This window comes from Eubacterium aggregans (genome assembly GCF_900107815.1).
GTDB classification, from domain to species: domain Bacteria; phylum Bacillota; class Clostridia; order Eubacteriales; family Eubacteriaceae; genus Eubacterium_O; species Eubacterium_O aggregans.
The window spans coordinates 40,274-57,912 of sequence record NZ_FNRK01000014.1 but is presented as its reverse complement, the minus strand read 5'-3'; the positions used below and the strand labels follow the sequence as shown (position 1 = coordinate 57,912).

The following is a 17,639-nucleotide window of genomic DNA, read 5'->3' as shown; positions in this document are numbered from 1 at the left end:
AAGAACAAAAGAACATAAATGGAGGAAATAATGAGCGAAGAAAACTCAAAGGTACAGATTACAATGGCAGATGGTGGCGTGATTACATTGGAGCTTTATCCAGAGTTGGCGCCTATCAGTGTGGCTAATTTTGAAAAATTGGTACGCCAGGGCTTTTACAATGGATTGATCTTTCATCGGGTTATTCCAGGCTTTATGGTTCAGGGCGGTTGCCCAGATGGAACCGGTATGGGTGGCCCTGGCTGGAATATCAAGGGTGAATTCTCAGGGAATCATGTTCCCAACGATTTAAAGCATACGCGTGGTGTTCTCTCCATGGCCCGGTCCATGAATCCTAATTCTGCAGGCTCCCAATTCTTTATCATGGTAGAGGATGCGCCCCATCTGGATGGGCAATATGCCGCCTTTGGAAAGGTGATCGAGGGAATGGACGTGGTGGATGCCATTGTTGCCAGTCCTCGGGATGCCATGGATAAACCTTTGGAAAACCAGATAATGGAATCGGTTGTTTTGCTGGACGAATAAAACCTTTGTTTTTCAACCAGCTGTTAAAAAATTTTAAACCATGAAAGGTGGGATTGAAATGGCACGGTACTGTCCAAAATGTTATGTCGCCATCGATGGGGAGGATGTCCTTTGTAAGAATTGTGGGACCGTTTTAAAACCCGATTTAGTGGATGAAGCAGGGAATGTCATTGAGGAACCGACGGCTGAAGCGCTGGGGGCTGTCATTACGGAAGAATTGGCAAATGGGGACACCGAGGAGGTATCCGTCGAGCCCCTTCGCGTTGAAGCCAATGATTCAATGGTCGAAAAGATGGATGTAGCCGGTGGATTTTCTGATGGGGGCACAACGCCGCCCAGTGAACCGGAACCGCCCTCAGCCAAGCCCCCGGTACCCCCGAAGGCGAAGGATATGGAAATGGCACCGGTCATTACCATGGGGGAATGGGTTTGGACCATCCTCTTATTAATGATTCCAGTGGTCAATATCGTTATGCTCATCATCTGGGCAGCTACCGGGGATACCAATCCGAATAAGCGTTATTTCGCCCGGGCTGAGCTCATCTGGATGGCCGTTGGTATTGTTTTATCCCTGATGCTCTGGGGCGGCATTATGTCCATTGTTATTGCTTTGGCCGGAGTTTATTGATGCCAGACCAAGCCTCTGGCATCCTGGGAATCACCTCTGAAGTGGGCCGGCTGCGGCGGGTCATTCTCCACCGCCCTGGCCTGGAGCTGGAGCGCATTGTACCGGAGATGCTGAAGGAGGTTCTCTTTGAGGACATTCCTTGGCTACGGCGGATGCAGGAGGAGCACGATGCCTTTGGGGATATTTTGAAAACCCGGGGGGTCATTATCCATTATGTCGAGGATTTATTGGCAGATGTTCTGGCCATGGCCCCGGTTCGCCAGGAGTTGGTGGATGCGGTTATTGATAAGAATCCTTCGTCGGGAGACTATATTGATGGCTTTCTCCGGGATTACCTTCTGGGACTGGCACCATCCGATTTACGGGATGCCTTTATTTCCGGGGTTCTGCAAAAGGAGCTGGATGTTTTGGCAAGGGAGCCCGTCCTCAGTGATTATATCCACGGATCAGCCCCCTACGATTTTGTCATTAACCCACTGCCAAACCTTTATTTTATGCGGGACCCGGCGGTGGTTATTGGTCAGGGAATGGCCATTAGCTCTATGGCGACAGTGGTGCGGAGGCGGGAAAGCCTCTACATGGAGGCCATCTTTAAACATCACCCGCTTTTTGCCCCCAATGGGGAAAATCAGTATTATAAGCATGATGATTTTTTCTCCTTGGAAGGCGGGGATGTACTGGTGCTTACCCCAGAGGTTGTAGCCGTGGGCTGTAGTGAACGGACGAAGGTCCACGGGGTGGAGCGGCTTGCCGCGGCCCTCTTTGAAAAAAGACCGGAGATTCAAAAAGTTTTGGCGGTCAAAATCCCAAACAATCGGGCCTTTATGCATTTAGACACCGTATTTACCATGGTGGATCTCGATAAGTTTACGGTCTATCCCGGAATTTTAGATGCAGTGGGAACGGTCATCATTACCCGGGGAAAGGCTGGAGGACTGGCCTATGAGCCATCCGGTGATTTAAAACAATCCTTGGAGGCTTCCCTTAAGATTCCCCACATTCGGCTCATTGAAAGCGGGGGCGGGAATCCCGTGGCTGCGGCCAGGGAGCAGTGGAACGACAGCACCAATACCCTGGCTGTGGCGCCGGGGGTTGTGGTGGCTTATAGCCGGAATGAGCGTTCCAACGCCATGCTGGAAAAATGTGGCATCGAGGTTATTGGGATTGAGGCCTCGGAGCTGGTACGGGGGCGGGGAGGACCGCGCTGTATGACCATGCCCCTTTGCCGGGATACCGTTGAAATTTAATGAATATGTAAAGTGTAAAAGTCGATGTTTTTAGAAATCCTGCTAAAAACATCGACTTTTCGTTTATTCCATGGGGAGAACGGATTGCAAAAAAGGACAGTTTCGGATAAAATGTAACCATACAAAAATTGGAGGTAATTATGGGAATCGATTTGAAGGGTCGAAATTTTTTGACCTTATTGGATTTCTCTCCGGAAGAAATCACATTTTTATTAGATTATGCTGACGCACTCAAACAGAAAAAAAAGGATGGATCTATTGGCAAGCTGCTAGCTGGCAAGAATATCGTCTTGATTTTCGAGAAGACATCCACACGGACCCGTTGTGCCTTTGAAGTGGGCGCCTTTGACGAAGGGGCCAAAGTCACCTTCTTAACCAACAGCCAGATGGGCAAAAAAGAATCCATCGAAGACACAGCCAAAGTTCTTGGCCGGTTTTATGACGGTATTGAGTTCCGGGGATTTAAGCAAGAAACAGTTAACGCCCTGGCCGAATTTTCCGGGGTTCCGGTTTGGAATGGCTTAACGGACGAATTTCACCCCACCCAAATTTTGGCGGATATGATGACGGTTCGGGAGCACTTTGGGGACTTAAAGGGCCGGAAGCTCGTTTTTGTGGGGGATGCCAGAAACAATATGGGAAATTCCCTGATGATTGGTTGTGCGAAGCTGGGGATGCATTTTACCGCTCTGGCACCAAAGGCCCTGTTTCCAGAAGAATCCCTGGTTACCAAGATGCGCGCACTGTGCGAAGAAACTGGCGGCTCAGTCATCCTGACCGATCAGATTGAAGAAGGGGTAAAGGATGCCGATGTCATCTACACCGATGTATGGGTTTCCATGGGAGAAGAGGATAAGATGGCCGAGCGTATCGAAATGTTAAAGCCCTACCAGGTCAATGAGGCCATGATGGCCGCCACCGGAAATCCCGAGACCATTTTCCTCCATTGCCTACCCTCCTTCCACGATGAAGAAACCGTGGTTGGAGCTGATGTAAAGGAACGTTTCGGATTGTCCGCCATGGAAGTGACCGATGGAGTCTTCCGTAGTGCGGCTTCCCTGGTTTTTGATGAAGCTGAAAACCGGATGCACACCATCAAAGCCGTGATGTGCGCCACCCTGGCGACAAACCAGGTGGACGAAGACGGCAAGCCCATCGTATTTTAAATTAAAAAGTTAGGGGACCAACCATGATTATAGAGAACATTACAAAATTGCAAAACGGTTCCGATGTCCGGGGCGTCGCCATGGATGGCGTCGAGGGGGAGAAAATTACCCTGACCGATGATATCACCATGAAGATTGCCTACGCCTTTGGGTTGTGGCTGAAAGCCAAGCTCGGTAAGGATACATTAACAGTGGCCGTTGGACGGGATAGCCGTCTCACCGGGCCGAAGCTTGCCCAGGCGGCCTGTCTGGGATTGGTCAGTACTGGCAACCAAGTGTACGACTGTGGATTAGCCACCACACCTTCCATGTTTATGACCTGCATTGATCCGGAAATGAATTGCGATGGTGCGGTGATGATTACCGCCAGCCATTTACCCTTTAACCGTAATGGGATTAAGCTTTTCACCAAGGATGGGGGCTTAAATAAGGAAGATATCAAAGAAATCCTTGTGGAAGCAGAACGGATCGAAACGTCCTTTACCCTGGGTGGCAAACGTATCGATTATCCCTTCATTCCTAAGTACGCCGAGGGTATCGTTGCGGCCGTTCGGGAAAAGACGGGCAAAGCGCAGCCCCTGGCAGGGTCAAGGATTATTGTGGATGCCGGAAACGGCGCCGGAGGATTTTTTGCGAAGCTGGTTCTGGCTCCCCTTGGGGCGGACACCACGGGGAGTCAGTTTTTAGAACCCGATGGCCAGTTCCCCAATCATGTGCCAAATCCAGAGGATGAAGCTGCCATGGCTTCCGCCTGTGCCGCTGTTGTGGACAATCAAGCCGATATGGGCATCATCTTTGATACCGATGTAGACCGTGCCGCTGTGATTGACGAAAAGGGACATCCCATCAATCGCAACGGCTTTATCGCTTTTATTGCGAATATGCTGCTCAAGGACTACCCCGGGAGCACCATTGTGACGGATTCCATCACCTCCACGGGATTGACAGAGTATATTGAAGGCCTGGGAGGGGTACATCACCGCTTTAAACGTGGCTATAAGAATGTCATCAATGAGGCCATCCGCCTGAATGAAGCAGGACAGGAAACCCATTTAGCTATGGAAACCAGCGGACATGGGGCCATCAAAGAGAATTACTTCCTGGACGATGGGGCCTATCTGGTCACCATGGCCCTTATCCAATTTGCCGCCCTGCACCAGGAGGGTAAGCCCATTTCGGATTTCCTCAAGGATCTGAAGGAGCCGGCAGAAGCGGTTGAAAAACGCTTTAAAATCGCTCTGGAGGACTTTAAGGCCTACGGCGAGGATGTGCTGGCTCGATTTGGTGAATTTGCCGCTGCACAGCCCGGCTGGACCATCGTAGAGCCCAATTATGAGGGCATCCGGGTCAGCTGTGATGCCACCGCCGGCAGTGGCTGGTGCCTCATGCGGATGTCCCTTCACGACCCCATCATCCCCTTGAATATCGAGTCGGATGAAGTCGGCGGATGTGAGAAAATTTATGCCGTTATTGAGGACTTTTTAAAGGATTTTGATGCGCTAAAAGCATAGGAGACAAAATATAAAGCCGTTATCGATTTAGATCTCTCTAATCGGATAACGGCTTTTTTTAGATTGTGAAATCAATGATGGGGGTCAGTCAGCTGCATGGAAGCAAGTCCACCCTTCACCCGTTCCTCCGCCACTTCCGGCAAGGCACGCCAATCGGCCTTTTCGTAGCCGCTGGTATCAATGGGGGGCAGGATCTGCATCTTCACTGGGGCCTTGTGCATCCAGATGCTGCCGGGGCGCATGACTTCCCGGGTTCCCCGGATACACACCGGGACAACGGGGACCTTGGTCTTTTGGGCGATGCGAAAGGCTCCCGCCTTGAAATCTGACATTTCACCGATTTTACTCCGGGTGCCTTCGGGAAAGATGACCATGGAATAGCCCTCTTTCACAAATTGGGCGGCGATGTCCAAATCTTTTATGGCGGCCCGGGGATCATCCCGATGGAGGAAGACACAATGGAGTTCCTCCATCCATCCCCGGATTAAGGGGATTTTTTTCGTTTCTATTTTCGCCACCAGGGGCTTCGTATCATCCCCCAGATAGCCGAGCATCAAGGGAATGTCACAATGGCTGAGGTGGTTGGACACATAGACCGCCGGTGTTTTAGGCATGTTCTCAAGGCCAGTGACGGTGACCTGGCCGCCAGCGGTGGTGAGCATGGATTTTGCCCAGGGGTGGACAGCAGAGCGGACCAGTTCATCGTGAGCCTCGCGATGACCAGCCTTTCTCAGGGCCACAGCCTTGCGGTGCTTGGGAATGAGTGCAATGAGATAAAGCCAAAAATAAATAAACCAGGGAATGACACGCATAAATTAGATTCCTTTCAATCAGAAAACGGGTATTAAACACAAGAAAAAGACCGCCGGAGCGGCCTGGGTGAATACATTAATAGGACACAACGATACCGCCGTTATCGGCGTAAAAGCTGCTGAGACCGCCGGCTTCAAAAATAACCACATCTTTAAATAAATTGGCATCCAGGATGGCGTTCTTTAGTTTTTCTGCCTGTTCCAAGGCATGGACATGGGTAATAGCAAAAATCCGCTCGCCGGCATCCTGGACCTCGGAGGTGATGATTTCCACCAAACGGGCGAATGCCTTCTTCCGGCCCCGGACCTTTTCCTTGAGTTCTATTTCCCCATCCCGGGCACCCATAATGGGAACAATCTTAAGCATTTTTCCAATAAGGGCCACCGTTGGACTGATCCGGCCATTCTTAGCCAGATTATCCAGGGAATTCAGAATGAAGTAGGTGGTCATATTGGCAATATAATCCCGGACGATGGGGACTAAATCCTGGGGGGAAAGTCCCCGGGCAATGAGTTCGTTAATCTTCATCACCACCAAATCCTCACCACTGGCAGCAGAGAGTGAATCAAAGATATAGACATTTTCCGTAATACCTTCTTCTTCAGCCATTTTCTTCGCCATAACGGCGCTGTTGTGGCAGCCGCTTAGCTTGCTGGAGATGGTGACGATGTAGTTGGCCTTGGCCGGGTCCATTGCGTCCAGAAAATCCTTGGGCGAAGGACAGGCCGTGGTCATCTTGTGCTTGCTCATCTTCATTTTATCAATGAGGAGGAAGGTGTTCAAATTGTGATCGACGATTTCTTCACCATCGATGATGATCTTAAAGGGGATGCGTTGGTATTCCACGGCAGGGCTGAAGGCCGAGTCGTTAAAATCTACGCAGCTATCCATAATAATTTTACTTTCCATGTCAGCTCCTTGATGCCCTCGTGAGGGCGTTTCATTCTATCCTATAGTATAATCGTCAAGGACAAAAAAAGCAATGCTTCACCCAATTTAATCCGTGTTACTTCAAGAAACCATCGATAATATGGGCCTCAGCCTCAGCCTCAGTCAGTCCAAGGGTCATCAGCTTGATAATCTGGTCCCCGGCAATCTTGCCGATGGCGGCCTCGTGGATTAGGGCCGCTTCCAGGTGGTTGGCTGTGATTTCCGGAATGGCTGAAACTACCCCTTGATCCATGATGATGGCATCACATTCAGAATGTCCCGCACAGCGATTATTACCGTTTATTTTGGAGAGGAAGAGCTGCTTGGAGGTATCCCGGGCCACGGAGCGGGAGCTTAAGGTACAGCTGGCCCCTTCGCCTTCCAAGGCCACTTCAAAGGCCGTCTCTGCGTATTGGCTGCCGTGGGTCATCAGCTTTTCTTTAATAACCAAGGTAGCCTCTTCTTTAATAATGGCCTTGGACACCCGCTTGGTGGAGTCTACCCCCTTAATTTGAGTGGTTTCCATGGTCATGGTAGAGCCTGCTTCCAGCTCCATGTAGGTTTCGGGATTAATGACCCGCTCCCCGGTGCCTTCCCCAAAGCCGATGTGCTTTTCAAGGTAGAGGACCTTCGATCCGGGCTTTAGAAAGAAGCGATGGATGCCATTGTGCTCCGAGCCGTCACAGCCGTCAGTACTGACCCCGCAGCCAGCTACAATGGTGACATCGGCATTTTCACCGATGAAAAAATCATTGTACACCAGATCGTGAACCCCGCTGCAGGTGACCAGGGCGGGAATGTAGACCTTGTCGTTCTTAGTCCCTGGTGCGACGACGATATCGATGCCTGAGCCGTCCTCTTTACTGATGATCTGGATGGCCTCGGTGGAATTTCGTCCGGCACAGCCACTGTTTTCACGGATGTTAAAGGCACCATCGGGTTTGCCTTCAATACCGGCCACTTCTTTTAATAAATCTTTTGCAATCTGATCCATGATGTCCTCCTATTTCTGCAGTGGACAGAAGTCCACCTTATCCGTACCGGTGAGCAGCCGGGGGAGAATCTCATCCCGGGAGCCCTGGCTGATGATTTTTCCGCTGGCCAGCACGATGATTTCATCGGCAATATTTAAGATCCGTTCCTGATGGGAGATGATCATGATGGAACCGTTGATGGTCTCATACATCTTTTTAAATACATCGATGAGGTTTTTAAAACTCCATAAATCGATGCCGGCCTCAGGCTCATCAAAGATGGACAGCTTGGTCCCCCGAGCCAGGATGGAGGCGATTTCGATCCGCTTGATTTCTCCCCCGGAGAGGCTTTCGTTGAGCTCCCGGTCGATATAATCCCGGGCACACAGGCCCACCTCGGAAAGATACCGGCAGGCCTCGCTTTGGTTGAGGGCTTCTCCGGCAGCCAGGGAGATGAGGTCATGGACGGTAATCCCCTTGAAACGAACGGGCTGCTGGAAGGCAAAGCTGATGCCAAGACGGGCCCGTTCGGTAATGCTGAGGGCAGTGATATCCTGTCCTTCAAAAAGGATCTGCCCTTTGGTGGGGGTCTGAATCCCAGCGATAATCCGGGCCAGGGTGGATTTCCCACCGCCGTTGGGTCCGGTGATGACCATAAACTTTCCTGCGGGGACCTTTAAATTAATATCCTTGAGGATTTCTTTTTGATCATCTTCGGCTTCAAAGCAAATATTTTTTAATTCTAACATAATAACCTCGATTTTTAATTTATAGAGGGCATGTGGCATCCATCAGTTGGTGAGTAAAGGATGCCCGCCCTTCGGTGTAGTCCGCAACGATTTGTCCGTGGCCAATAAGCTTATACTTATAACTGAGGAGTCCTTCTAAGCCCACAGGCCCTCTGGCGTGGAGCTTGGCGGTGCTGATGCCAACCTCGGCACCGAAGCCGAAGCGGAAGCCGTCGGAAAAACGGCTGGAGCAATTGACAAAGACGCAGGCAGAATCCACCAGGGTGGTAAACCGCTTTTGGGCAGCTTCATCTGTGGTGATGATAACATCGGTATGGCCAGAGCCATAGTGGTTGATGTGGTTAATGGCCTCATCCAGATCGGACACCAGTTTAATGGAGAGGATGTAGTCTAAATACTCGGTGGACCAGTCTGCCTCGGTGGAAGCATCCACACCGATGATGGCCTGGACCTCGGCATCCCCCAAAAGGTGCACCCCGGCGGCATCCATTTTCTCCTTAAGCGCAGGGAGGAACTTAGGGGCAATGGCCCGGTGGACCAACAGGGTTTCAGCGGCATTGCATACCGCCACGTACTGGGATTTAGCATCCACAGCGATATCCACTGCCATGGGCAGGTCTGCGGCTTCATCCACGTACACATGGCAAATTCCATCGGCGTGGCCCATCACCGGAATGTTGGAATGATCCATAATATATTTGACGAAGGCGTTGGAGCCCCGGGGAATAATTAAATCGATGGAGTCATCCAGGGCCAGCATTTCGGTGACCTCATCCCGGCTCTCCAGGTTTTGAATCCATCCCTCGGGCATACCGGAAGCCACAGAGGCATCGTGAATGATTTGGTTTAAAGCTCGATTGGTTTCCAGGGCCTCCCGGCCGCCCTTTAGCAAAACGGCATTGCCGGATTTCAGGCAAAGACTGGAAATCTGCACAAAGGCATCGGGACGGGATTCAAAGATAATCCCTATAACGCCGATGGGGCAGCTCACCCGATAGAGATCCAGGCCGTTGTCTAATTCCTTGGCCATCTGGGTGTGACCCACGGGATCCGGCAGCTCGATGAGGCTGCGAATCCCGGAAATGACATCGTCGACCTTATGGTCATCAAAGGTCAAGCGTTTTAAAAGAGGGGGGGCTAAGTTTTCTGAGACACTGCGTTCATAGTCCCGCCTGTTGGCGGAAAGAATTTCAGCTCGTCCGGCGTCCAGAGCATCGGCAATAGTTGCCAGGGCTTGGTTTCGGTCCGCTGTAGAGGTGGCTGAAAGTGTAATACCGGCGCGCCGGGCCAGCTGGCCCCGCTCCTGCATGGAAGAATTCGTCATAGTGGATAGCTCCTTTCATGGGTTGCTATTTATGGTAGGTTTCGTGGCTGTTAATTTTAAAAGCCCGGTAAATCTGCTCCAGAAGCATGACCCGAAACAACTGATGGGGAAAGGTCATGGGGGAAAAGGAAAGGGATAAGTCTGAGCGTTTTAAGACTGCTGGTGCGATACCCAGGGACCCCCCAATGACAAAGGTAATGGTACTGGTTCCCGAAAGACCAAAATCAGCAATCCGGGCGGCAAAGGCTTCGGAGGTCAGGGCCTTAGCACCAATTTCCATGGTGATCACCGCGCCATTATCCTCCAGATGTTTGAGGACCCGTTCCCCCTCGGCGGCCATGGCTTGGGCCCGCTGGGCCTCGCTTAGTCGCTCCGGGACTTTTTCATCCTTCACCTCGAGGATTTCCAGCTTGCAGTATCGGCCCAGCCGCTTTTTGTATTCAGCGGCGGCCTGCCCAAGGTAAGCTTCCTTTAACTTGCCGACGCAAATAATTCGTATTCTCACGTTTCTTTAAAAAGCGTACATGGCAACCATGCTGAGAATCAGAGCTACCACAAGGACCAGGGCACCGATGCGGTGCCAGGGCTTGATGGTCTGGTGGGTATTATTTTCTTTTTTCTTTGGGGTATGTTTATGGGGACTTTTTTTACTCGTTGGCATTGTTTTCTCCTTTATTATAATCGACGATCGGATTCGATTTCGCCTTCTGCCGCATCCAGGTTAGCCTGACGCTTGGCATATTCCTCGCGCATTTCTGCAATGACCCGTTCCTGTTCCAGCCGTGCGGCTTCCTTTTCGGCTTCAACCTGGGCGTTCATCTGAGCCAGGACGGCTGGAAGCTCAGGCTGTTCTCCCTCGGCCAAGGTGGTGCCCATATGGCTGATAAAGAGGCTGCGCTTCTCGGAAGGACCGGCAAAGTCTGCCACAAAAATGCCCTGCTGGTATCCCAGAATGAGCGTGCCGCCCTGAACCATAACCTGCATGGACTGTCCAATGAAGGCCGCCTTGATTCCGGGGGTGGACCATCCGGTAAACTGCATTCCATCGTACTTGGGCAGCATATGATTGAGTTTTTTGAGATATTCCCGCTCAATATTGGGATCAGCAGCATCGGCAAAGGTTATCCCAACGGACTTTTCCGGGGCCTGGAGCATAACCAGCCCATCCTTGATTTGATTGCGCAGGACATAATCCCGGACTAAATCGGTTATTTCCAGCATTCCCTCGTGGGTTGCAATTTGAAACGTTAATATTTCCATATAACACTCTCCAATTATCTCTTATAAAATTTAAAAAAAACCTTGATTTAAGATACATTCTATATTACAATAAACTCCGTTGGTTTGCAATTTAAGTTTTAATTTTATCGGGGTGTGGCTCAGTTTGGTAGAGCGCATGGTTCGGGACCATGAGGCCGGAGGTTCAAATCCTCTCACTCCGACCAGTTGATAAAAAGCAAAAAGCCAGGGAACAAGCGGTTCTCCGGCTTTTTTTATTTCTCAAAATATACGATTTACCCTTTACAGATTTTTATACAGACAATCCATTATAAAACCGTTCCATATTCTGGCTGCTTTTTTTGCGCATGGCATCTGTCACGTGGGCGTAGGTGTCCATGGTAAAAGCAACGGAATGATGCCCCATGTTTTCGGAGATAGTCTTAAAATCGTCCCCCGCCTGGATGCTGGCCACGGCGTAGGTGTGGCGCAGATCATGGAAGCGCAGCTTTGGCAACTCAATCACCTTTCGGATTTTGAGAAATGGTTATTCAGTGTCCCCGCCTTGGTGTGGTCCCCGGTTTCAGTAGAGAACACAAATCCCCCCTGGTCATTCCAGAGGCTCCCGGCTCTCAGGCGGTTTTCCAGTTGCCGCTTTCGGATATCCCGCAGCATATCCATAACAAAGGGGGCCGGGGCGATGGTTCGGGGCTTCCCGTTCTTGGTGACCATCCATTGATAATTTCCCTCCAGGGCTGCAATTGGCGATGAATGTATATCGTGCTTGTTTCAAAGTCCCAGGTCAAGCAAATGATTTCCGAACGCCGTAAACCTGTGAATATGGCGAAGATAAACAGATTTTCCAGGGTGTCGCTTTGGCAGATGCTCAAGAAATGGGGAAGGGTGTCGCTGTCCAGGGGGTGAATCGCTGGTTTATCGCCCTTTGGAAGGGTGCATAAGCTGGAAGGATTGGAAAAAATATAGGCCAGGGCCACGGCTTGGTTGATGGCTTTGGAGAGGATGCCGTGGGTGTTCTTTACGGTTTTGGGGCTGTGCGCCTCTAATAGCTTATTGTAAAAGTGCTGGATGGTGTGCGGGGTTAGCTTCATAAGGGGGATATCTCCCAGGTCTTTTCTTTTTGCCCACCACCTGATATAATACCTTCTAAGAGTGGTTTGCTGGGTAGCGGGCTTCTGCCTCAATCTGCATAAGATTGGGGGTGATGCTATGACAGTGTATGAAAGTTTAATGCTTATGTTGACCTTCGGCGCACTAGTGGCATTACTCTTTTCCGGTCGCAAAGGCTAAAAAAGAGCATGAAAAAAGCTACCCCTATGATTTGACCGTCAGTGGGTAGCTGATTAAAAATCTGTAGAGGCAGTACCGCCGAAAGCGGGCCGCTCTTTTCTACCCATATTATACAACGGTATGAACGAATATTCAAGCCCCTGGGACCTGTTTAAGGTTGCTGGGGGTTTCGTGCGTTTTTACGTAAGATTTCTCAAGGAAATTCTAAACTCTGTTAAACAGAGTTTAGAATACTTTTGGAGTAATGGCCGAAAATTCGGATGTGCGCAGTATGCACTTCCAGAATAATGATTGGCTGAATTTTCAACTGGAATCCCTTTTGGGGACCCCATCAAGCGACGGGATGATTGATCCCGCCTGGGCCGTCCATCTGATGGCTTTGCAAGTTGCCAGCAAGTTAATCAGGGAATCGGCGATTTATTGGATTAATCTAGTTTTTAATCAAGTCAATCCTGTATTGTATCAATCCAGTATGAGCAGTGTTGGTCGATGCTATGATAACGCCCGGATGGAGAGCTTTTTCGCAACGCTCAAGAAAGAAAAACTTTATCGTATTGATACGATGAAGATGACCCAGGAGATGGTTAAGACGGTTATCTTTAGATATATCCAATACGATAATCATCGTCGGATTTACAGCACCAACGATGGTCTCCCGCCGCTCTCTAAGCGGGCACTTTACCACTGTACTGTTGCTGCATAATTCTCCTTGCCGATGGGACTAAACTTTTATTGACAATTCCAGTCACTGGATTGGGGGGATATTCAATGGTAGGAGAGGGATTCTTTAGAGGTTCATCTCCTGTGCATAATCTTTTAACACAGTATTTTACAGAGAAGTTGAATCCTTACGGTTTGTTCAGCACATGTGAGGACGCTGAGTGTTTCCGGGCTGTTATCATGGAATTGGGGACGTGGCTACCTGGTAGTATTGAAGACGAGGACTGGCAAGTACTCCATATTTGTAAAGTGCTTTAAGGGTTCTACAAATGCCGATGGTTTGTGTATGACAGTTCATTTAATTCATGATGCGTAGGTAACCCAGTTGCCTGCAGATACCTTTCCGGATTTCCTTACTGTTTTATTCAGTCCATCCGCCTGGGATGGGCAGGATACCTTTTATTCACAAAGTTCAAGGCGTACTTCTTCTCAATCGCTTCTCCGGGACAAAATTATCCTAACTTTTCTTTTTGCCTACCACCTGATATAATACGCTTAAGCGTGGCTTCCCTTTTGGAGATCCCCTTAGAATAGGATAGAAGGAGAAATGAAAATGAATCAACTTAAAAAACGTTGGCCTTGGGTTATCGGTTTGATTATTTTAACCTTCGTGCTGGTTTTGGGCGGTTATGGCATTTACAAAGCCCAGGAGGCGGCACGTCTTGTGGCAGAGAAGCAGGCGGCCATAGAAAGCCACGTCAACCCAGGGGATGTTCTGCGCCAGGTGTATAACGCCGAGTTTTCGAATCAGGAGGAAATGAGTTTTATCCGGGCAGACAATGCCAAGGGAAATGCCCAGGCACTGCTCAAGGAGTCTACGGACGAAGAGGGAAACCCCGTTTCGTTAATGTTGGTGTACGACCGGAAATCCAAGAATGAGAAATGCAATTTAGTCGCCCTGGAGCAGATTACCTACGAACAGGTCGAAAATGCGCGCCATCCCATCAATACGGAGATATTGGATATTTATGCTGTGGTCCAGGCGGATGGCACCGTCATCTCCTCCGGAAAAACAGATTGGGGAGACCCAGGAAGCCCCGCTTTTAACGATGCGACGGGAGAGTGAAAAAGGAGGAGCATATGCAAGAAAAAGCATTTGAAACAGTAGCCGCAACAGAAAGAAATCCACACTGGGATGAACTGACTGCCCGCTGCCAAAATCTTTACGAGCGTGAGGAGGATGTCCGCAGCCCTTTTGGGCGGGATTATACCCGTATTCTGCACTCCTTAGCCTACCGTCGGCTCAAGCATAAGACCCAAGTATTTTTTAACATTGATAATGATCATATCTGTACCCGGATGGAGCATGTTCTCCATGTGGAATCTGTCAGCAATACCATTGCGAAGCGTCTGGGGCTCAATGATGAGCTAACGAAGGCCATCGCCATGGGGCATGATCTGGGGCACGCACCCTTTGGACACCATGGCGAGGCAGTGCTTGAGGCCCTTAGTGAAGAGTATTTACAGGAACCCTTTTGGCATGAACGCAATGGTCTGCGCTTTGTCGATCACATTGAGCTGTTGGAAGATGATTTTAAGAAGCTAAAGAATCTCGACCTTACCTATGCCGTGCGGGACGGCATTGTGGCTCATTGCGGAGAATTAAATGAAGGGGTCCTTCATCCCCGGCAAGAAAGAATGGCACTTGAGACATTTACACAAAAGGGACAGTATCAGCCGGTAACCTGGGAAGGCTGTGTGGTGAAAATTGCGGATAAGATCGCCTATATCGGACGGGATATTGAAGATGCCATCAACCTGGGATTTATCGATAAGGCCACGGAGAAAAAATTGCTGGACATGGCCCGGGAAGGGGATACCGCGGTACTAAACACCACGGTGATTATGCATAAGCTGATCATTGATATCTGCAAAAACAGCACCCCGGAAAAGGGAATTTGCTTAAGCCCCCAATACCAGGAGCAGCTTAAAGCAATAAAAGATTTCAATTACACGTATATTTACAATAACCGGCGCCTTGGCCCCTTCAAGCGCTATGCCGAGCTGGTGATACGGGAGATTTTTGACGTTTTGCTGGAGTCTTATGGAGAAAATCCCTGGAGAAAGCTGGCGGAAAGGAAAGCCTATTATCCCATGACCATGGGTGCCTTTGAAGGGTGGTTATCCCACTATTGTATATTGGACAGTATCCCGGACGGGGTCCTTCGTGAGGCTGCGGCCCATTGTGAAAATGTAAAAATTTATGGTAATTTGGAAGGAAAGGCCAGCTATATCCAAGCCATTCTTGACTTTATTTCAGGGATGACCGATCGCTTTGCCATCAAATTATTTAACGAATTACTGACTTATTAGAGGCGCTCCTTTCTTAAAATACAAGTTAGTGAACCTTGACTTTTTGTGGATATCCCATATAATTGAAGCATTCCAATGATCAGAAGGGGGTGTTTGGGTATGGAGAAACAACAACGGAGCCGGCTCATCAAGCGTCGTGTGAGTCTTTTTTTGTCCTGCCTGTTGGTTTTATCAATGCTGGGCGCTACCCATCTCATTCTGAATGACCACCATCCCTGCACCGGAGCAGATTGTCCGGTGTGCCATACCATCAGCGCGTGCCAGAACCTTTTGTCTGGCGACGATGGATTGGCAGGACAGGCCGTGGCATTGGTCTTCGGCTGCATTTTATTTTACGGTATTATTTTATTTCGAGGGGATCGCCGATCCGGGGATACCCCTGTCTCCCTCAAGGTTAAATTATTGAACTAAAACAGGACGTACCGTCTCCCGTTAAGGGATTTTTTGACGTGCGTTTTTTTAAAAGTTTATTGGTTAATCAATGATATAGAATTGGAGGAAAAAATTGAAATATTACACGAAAATAATCGGATTATTGTGTGTTGGGATTATGGCCTTTGGAATGATTACGGGGTGTGGCATGTCGGAGGAAACAGGGCAGAAAAAGGCCTTTCAGATTGTCTGTACCACCTTTCCCGTATACGATTGGACCCGGCAGATCCTTGGAGACCGTGCAGGGTCCATTGAGGTGACCCTGCTGCAGGATAAGGGCGTGGATCTCCATAGCTACCAGCCAACGGCAGCGGATATTAAAAAAATCAACAATGCGGATTTGTTCATATACATTGGCGGGGAATCTGATGACTGGGTGGAGAAGGTCTTAAAGACCGATGCCAAGGATCAGCCAAAGGTGCTGCGCTTGATGGATGCACTCGCCGAAAAAGTAAAGGAGGAAGCGGTTGTTGAGGGGATGCAAGCCGAGGAGGAAGGGGAGCATGACCATGATGAGCCGGAGCTGGACGAGCATATCTGGCTCTCCTTTAACAATGCGAAGATTGCCTGTAATGCCATTGCAACAGCCCTCCAGCAGATGGATGGGGACCATGCCCAGGAGTATATTAAACGGGATGGCGAGTATATTGGGAAATTATCAGAAATGGACGAAGAATACGGCCGGATGGCAGCGCAGGCTAAGCATAAGGCGGTCATCGTTGGGGATCGTTTTCCCTTTCGGTACCTCATGGATGATTATGGGATCACCTATTCTGCTGCGTTTGTTGGGTGCTCGGCGGAGACCGAGGCGAGCTTTCAAACCATCTCTTATTTGGCTCAAAAGGTGGATGCCACAGGGATTTCAACCATTCTCACCATTGAAAATTCCGATCAAAAAATTGCGAAGACCATTGTAGAAAATACAAAGGCTAAAAATCAAAAAATCCAGGCTTTAGATTCCATGCAATCCGTCACCGCTTCGGATATCTCGAAGGGGGAAACCTATTTGGGGATCATGGAGAAGAATTTATCGGTGCTTCGGGGAGCCTTGAATGAGTAGAACACAAATGCTGCAAATTCAGTTTAATGATGTTGCCCTGGGTTATGAAAAAAAACGGGTGGTGGAGGGATTATCCCTCACCATCCACTCCGGGGATTATCTTGGTGTTATCGGAGAAAATGGTGTGGGCAAAAGCACCTTTATTAAGACCCTGTTGGGGCTTATCCCCCCAGTATCTGGCCAGATCCAATGGGGTGGGAGGCGTTGCCCTTCAGGGGTGGGCTATTTGCCCCAAATGACAGCAGCATCCCGAAATTTTCCGGCGGTTGTGAAAGAAATTGTGTTATCCGGACGATTGGGGCATATGGGGTATCGCCCCTTTTATAGTGGCAAGGACCGACAGCTGGCCCAGAACGCCATGGAGCAGGTGGGCATTGCAGGGCTTGAAAAACAGCCCTTCGGCAGACTGTCCGGCGGTCAGCAGCAACGGGTGCTTCTGGCACGGGCGTTGTGTGCGGCCTCTGATCTCTTGGTTTTGGATGAGCCGGTTAGCGGGCTGGACTCCGAAAGTCGCGGGGCCTTCTACACCTTGGTGAAGCAATTGAATACGACTCTGGGATTGTCAATTATCATGGTCAGCCACGATATTACGGCAGTGGTTCAACAGACGACCCATATCCTCCATCTTGATCGTTTTCCGCGGTTTTACGGCAGCCGGGAGGATTATGTCAAAAGCCCCGTGGGTCAGGCGTATTTGGCCGCCAGTAAAAGGGCGGTATAA

General features: G+C 49.7%; 22 protein-coding genes and 1 tRNA gene. 13 read left to right on the top strand and 10 right to left on the bottom strand.

What is annotated here, in order from left to right; all coding sequences use genetic code 11:
- Positions 1 to 30: 30 nt before the first annotated feature.
- From BLW33_RS09120 to BLW33_RS09100, 5 genes are all read left to right on the top strand, one after another.
- On the top strand, positions 31 to 525 hold the full coding sequence (locus BLW33_RS09120) for a peptidylprolyl isomerase (protein ID WP_090307897.1): 495 nt from the start codon (positions 31 to 33) through the stop codon (positions 523 to 525).
- Between the two features lie 58 nt (positions 526 to 583).
- On the top strand, positions 584 to 1,153 hold the full coding sequence (locus BLW33_RS14340) for a zinc ribbon domain-containing protein (protein WP_242911638.1): 570 nt from the start codon (positions 584 to 586) through the stop codon (positions 1,151 to 1,153).
- Positions 1,153 to 2,400 carry an arginine deiminase gene (locus BLW33_RS09110; RefSeq protein ID WP_090307895.1) on the top strand — a complete coding sequence of 416 codons (1,248 nt, stop codon included), beginning with the start codon at positions 1,153 to 1,155 and terminating at the stop codon, positions 2,398 to 2,400. The genes BLW33_RS14340 and BLW33_RS09110 overlap by 1 nt, the downstream gene beginning before the upstream one ends.
- Positions 2,401 to 2,540: 140 nt before the next feature.
- Positions 2,541 to 3,566 carry an ornithine carbamoyltransferase gene (gene argF, locus BLW33_RS09105; protein WP_090307892.1) on the top strand — a complete coding sequence of 342 codons (1,026 nt, stop codon included), beginning with the start codon at positions 2,541 to 2,543 and terminating at the stop codon, positions 3,564 to 3,566.
- A 23-nt stretch (positions 3,567 to 3,589) separates the two neighbouring features.
- Positions 3,590 to 5,077, top strand: coding sequence for a phosphohexomutase domain-containing protein (locus tag BLW33_RS09100; RefSeq protein WP_090307890.1), 1,488 nt, complete (start codon positions 3,590 to 3,592; stop codon positions 5,075 to 5,077).
- A gap of 71 nt (positions 5,078 to 5,148) precedes the next feature.
- Here the strand turns inward: BLW33_RS09100 and BLW33_RS09095 are convergent, their stop codons facing one another.
- From BLW33_RS09095 to BLW33_RS09065, 8 genes are all read right to left on the bottom strand, one after another.
- The gene (locus BLW33_RS09095) at positions 5,149 to 5,889 is read right to left on the bottom strand and encodes a lysophospholipid acyltransferase family protein (protein WP_090307888.1); all 741 of its coding nucleotides are present in this window, start codon (positions 5,887 to 5,889) and stop codon (positions 5,149 to 5,151) included.
- Between the two features lie 76 nt (positions 5,890 to 5,965).
- Entirely contained in the window at positions 5,966 to 6,799 is an 834-nt protein-coding gene (locus tag BLW33_RS09090; RefSeq protein WP_090307886.1) for a DegV family protein, read from the bottom strand.
- A 97-nt stretch (positions 6,800 to 6,896) separates the two neighbouring features.
- The gene (locus tag BLW33_RS09085; protein WP_090307883.1) at positions 6,897 to 7,814 is read right to left on the bottom strand and encodes a SufB/SufD family protein; all 918 of its coding nucleotides are present in this window, start codon (positions 7,812 to 7,814) and stop codon (positions 6,897 to 6,899) included.
- A 9-nt stretch (positions 7,815 to 7,823) separates the two neighbouring features.
- Positions 7,824 to 8,543 carry an ABC transporter ATP-binding protein gene (locus tag BLW33_RS09080; protein ID WP_090307954.1) on the bottom strand — a complete coding sequence of 240 codons (720 nt, stop codon included), beginning with the start codon at positions 8,541 to 8,543 and terminating at the stop codon, positions 7,824 to 7,826.
- A 19-nt stretch (positions 8,544 to 8,562) separates the two neighbouring features.
- Positions 8,563 to 9,867: a glutamate-5-semialdehyde dehydrogenase gene (locus tag BLW33_RS09075; RefSeq protein WP_090307881.1), complete on the bottom strand. Its 1,305-nt coding sequence runs from the start codon at positions 9,865 to 9,867 to the stop codon at positions 8,563 to 8,565.
- A gap of 25 nt (positions 9,868 to 9,892) precedes the next feature.
- The gene (gene rlmH, locus BLW33_RS09070) at positions 9,893 to 10,372 is read right to left on the bottom strand and encodes a 23S rRNA (pseudouridine(1915)-N(3))-methyltransferase RlmH (RefSeq protein ID WP_090307878.1); all 480 of its coding nucleotides are present in this window, start codon (positions 10,370 to 10,372) and stop codon (positions 9,893 to 9,895) included.
- Positions 10,373 to 10,378: 6 nt separating this feature from the next.
- Entirely contained in the window at positions 10,379 to 10,528 is a 150-nt protein-coding gene (locus BLW33_RS14130; RefSeq protein ID WP_176966688.1) for a hypothetical protein, read from the bottom strand.
- A 14-nt stretch (positions 10,529 to 10,542) separates the two neighbouring features.
- Positions 10,543 to 11,127, bottom strand: coding sequence for a YjbQ family protein (locus BLW33_RS09065; RefSeq protein WP_090307877.1), 585 nt, complete (start codon positions 11,125 to 11,127; stop codon positions 10,543 to 10,545).
- A gap of 108 nt (positions 11,128 to 11,235) precedes the next feature.
- Here BLW33_RS09065 and BLW33_RS09060 point away from each other — a divergent pair.
- A tRNA-Pro gene (locus tag BLW33_RS09060) sits at positions 11,236 to 11,312 on the top strand.
- Between the two features lie 86 nt (positions 11,313 to 11,398).
- Here BLW33_RS09060 and BLW33_RS09055 read toward each other — a convergent pair.
- Both BLW33_RS09055 and BLW33_RS09050 read right to left on the bottom strand, forming a co-directional pair.
- Positions 11,399 to 11,611, bottom strand: coding sequence for a tyrosine-type recombinase/integrase (locus BLW33_RS09055; protein WP_176966687.1), 213 nt, complete (start codon positions 11,609 to 11,611; stop codon positions 11,399 to 11,401).
- Positions 11,608 to 11,817: a hypothetical protein gene (locus BLW33_RS09050; RefSeq protein ID WP_090307872.1), complete on the bottom strand. Its 210-nt coding sequence runs from the start codon at positions 11,815 to 11,817 to the stop codon at positions 11,608 to 11,610. The genes BLW33_RS09055 and BLW33_RS09050 overlap by 4 nt, the downstream gene beginning before the upstream one ends.
- A 495-nt stretch (positions 11,818 to 12,312) precedes the next feature.
- Here BLW33_RS09050 and BLW33_RS14580 point away from each other — a divergent pair, with 495 nt between their 5' ends.
- The 7 genes from BLW33_RS14580 to BLW33_RS09015 all read left to right on the top strand — a co-directional run bounded on the left by BLW33_RS14580 (position 12,313) and on the right by BLW33_RS09015 (position 17,639).
- Positions 12,313 to 12,393 carry a putative holin-like toxin gene (locus tag BLW33_RS14580; RefSeq protein ID WP_410173264.1) on the top strand — a complete coding sequence of 27 codons (81 nt, stop codon included), beginning with the start codon at positions 12,313 to 12,315 and terminating at the stop codon, positions 12,391 to 12,393.
- 244 nt (positions 12,394 to 12,637) lie between these two features.
- Positions 12,638 to 13,096, top strand: coding sequence for an IS3 family transposase (locus tag BLW33_RS14335; RefSeq protein ID WP_090307870.1), 459 nt, complete (start codon positions 12,638 to 12,640; stop codon positions 13,094 to 13,096).
- A gap of 570 nt (positions 13,097 to 13,666) precedes the next feature.
- On the top strand, positions 13,667 to 14,179 hold the full coding sequence (locus BLW33_RS09035) for a hypothetical protein (RefSeq protein WP_090307866.1): 513 nt from the start codon (positions 13,667 to 13,669) through the stop codon (positions 14,177 to 14,179).
- Positions 14,180 to 14,193: 14 nt separating this feature from the next.
- Positions 14,194 to 15,426: a deoxyguanosinetriphosphate triphosphohydrolase family protein gene (locus tag BLW33_RS09030; RefSeq protein ID WP_090307864.1), complete on the top strand. Its 1,233-nt coding sequence runs from the start codon at positions 14,194 to 14,196 to the stop codon at positions 15,424 to 15,426.
- A 99-nt stretch (positions 15,427 to 15,525) separates the two neighbouring features.
- The gene (locus tag BLW33_RS09025; protein ID WP_090307861.1) at positions 15,526 to 15,837 is read left to right on the top strand and encodes a hypothetical protein; all 312 of its coding nucleotides are present in this window, start codon (positions 15,526 to 15,528) and stop codon (positions 15,835 to 15,837) included.
- A gap of 94 nt (positions 15,838 to 15,931) precedes the next feature.
- Positions 15,932 to 16,918, top strand: a complete 987-nt coding sequence (locus BLW33_RS09020) for a metal ABC transporter substrate-binding protein (RefSeq protein ID WP_242911637.1) — start codon at positions 15,932 to 15,934, stop codon at positions 16,916 to 16,918.
- Positions 16,911 to 17,639: a metal ABC transporter ATP-binding protein gene (locus BLW33_RS09015; RefSeq protein WP_242911636.1), complete on the top strand. Its 729-nt coding sequence runs from the start codon at positions 16,911 to 16,913 to the stop codon at positions 17,637 to 17,639. Before BLW33_RS09020 ends, BLW33_RS09015 begins: the two co-directional genes overlap by 8 nt.

Coding starts and splice junctions, on each gene's coding strand:
- BLW33_RS09120 (WP_090307897.1), top strand. CDS start 31: ATGAGCGAAGAAAACTCAAAGGTACAGATTACAATGGCAGATGGTGGC.
- BLW33_RS14340 (WP_242911638.1), top strand. CDS start 584: ATGGCACGGTACTGTCCAAAATGTTATGTCGCCATCGATGGGGAGGAT.
- BLW33_RS09110 (WP_090307895.1), top strand. CDS start 1,153: ATGCCAGACCAAGCCTCTGGCATCCTGGGAATCACCTCTGAAGTGGGC.
- argF (WP_090307892.1), top strand. CDS start 2,541: ATGGGAATCGATTTGAAGGGTCGAAATTTTTTGACCTTATTGGATTTC.
- BLW33_RS09100 (WP_090307890.1), top strand. CDS start 3,590: ATGATTATAGAGAACATTACAAAATTGCAAAACGGTTCCGATGTCCGG.
- BLW33_RS09095 (WP_090307888.1), bottom strand. CDS start 5,889: ATGCGTGTCATTCCCTGGTTTATTTATTTTTGGCTTTATCTCATTGCA.
- BLW33_RS09090 (WP_090307886.1), bottom strand. CDS start 6,799: ATGGAAAGTAAAATTATTATGGATAGCTGCGTAGATTTTAACGACTCG.
- BLW33_RS09085 (WP_090307883.1), bottom strand. CDS start 7,814: ATGGATCAGATTGCAAAAGATTTATTAAAAGAAGTGGCCGGTATTGAA.
- BLW33_RS09080 (WP_090307954.1), bottom strand. CDS start 8,543: ATGTTAGAATTAAAAAATATTTGCTTTGAAGCCGAAGATGATCAAAAA.
- BLW33_RS09075 (WP_090307881.1), bottom strand. CDS start 9,867: ATGACGAATTCTTCCATGCAGGAGCGGGGCCAGCTGGCCCGGCGCGCC.
- BLW33_RS14130 (WP_176966688.1), bottom strand. CDS start 10,528: ATGCCAACGAGTAAAAAAAGTCCCCATAAACATACCCCAAAGAAAAAA.
- BLW33_RS09065 (WP_090307877.1), bottom strand. CDS start 11,127: ATGGAAATATTAACGTTTCAAATTGCAACCCACGAGGGAATGCTGGAA.
- BLW33_RS09050 (WP_090307872.1), bottom strand. CDS start 11,817: ATGGTCACCAAGAACGGGAAGCCCCGAACCATCGCCCCGGCCCCCTTT.
- BLW33_RS14580 (WP_410173264.1), top strand. CDS start 12,313: ATGACAGTGTATGAAAGTTTAATGCTTATGTTGACCTTCGGCGCACTA.
- BLW33_RS14335 (WP_090307870.1), top strand. CDS start 12,638: ATGGCCGAAAATTCGGATGTGCGCAGTATGCACTTCCAGAATAATGAT.
- BLW33_RS09035 (WP_090307866.1), top strand. CDS start 13,667: ATGAATCAACTTAAAAAACGTTGGCCTTGGGTTATCGGTTTGATTATT.
- BLW33_RS09030 (WP_090307864.1), top strand. CDS start 14,194: ATGCAAGAAAAAGCATTTGAAACAGTAGCCGCAACAGAAAGAAATCCA.
- BLW33_RS09025 (WP_090307861.1), top strand. CDS start 15,526: ATGGAGAAACAACAACGGAGCCGGCTCATCAAGCGTCGTGTGAGTCTT.
- BLW33_RS09015 (WP_242911636.1), top strand. CDS start 16,911: ATGAGTAGAACACAAATGCTGCAAATTCAGTTTAATGATGTTGCCCTG.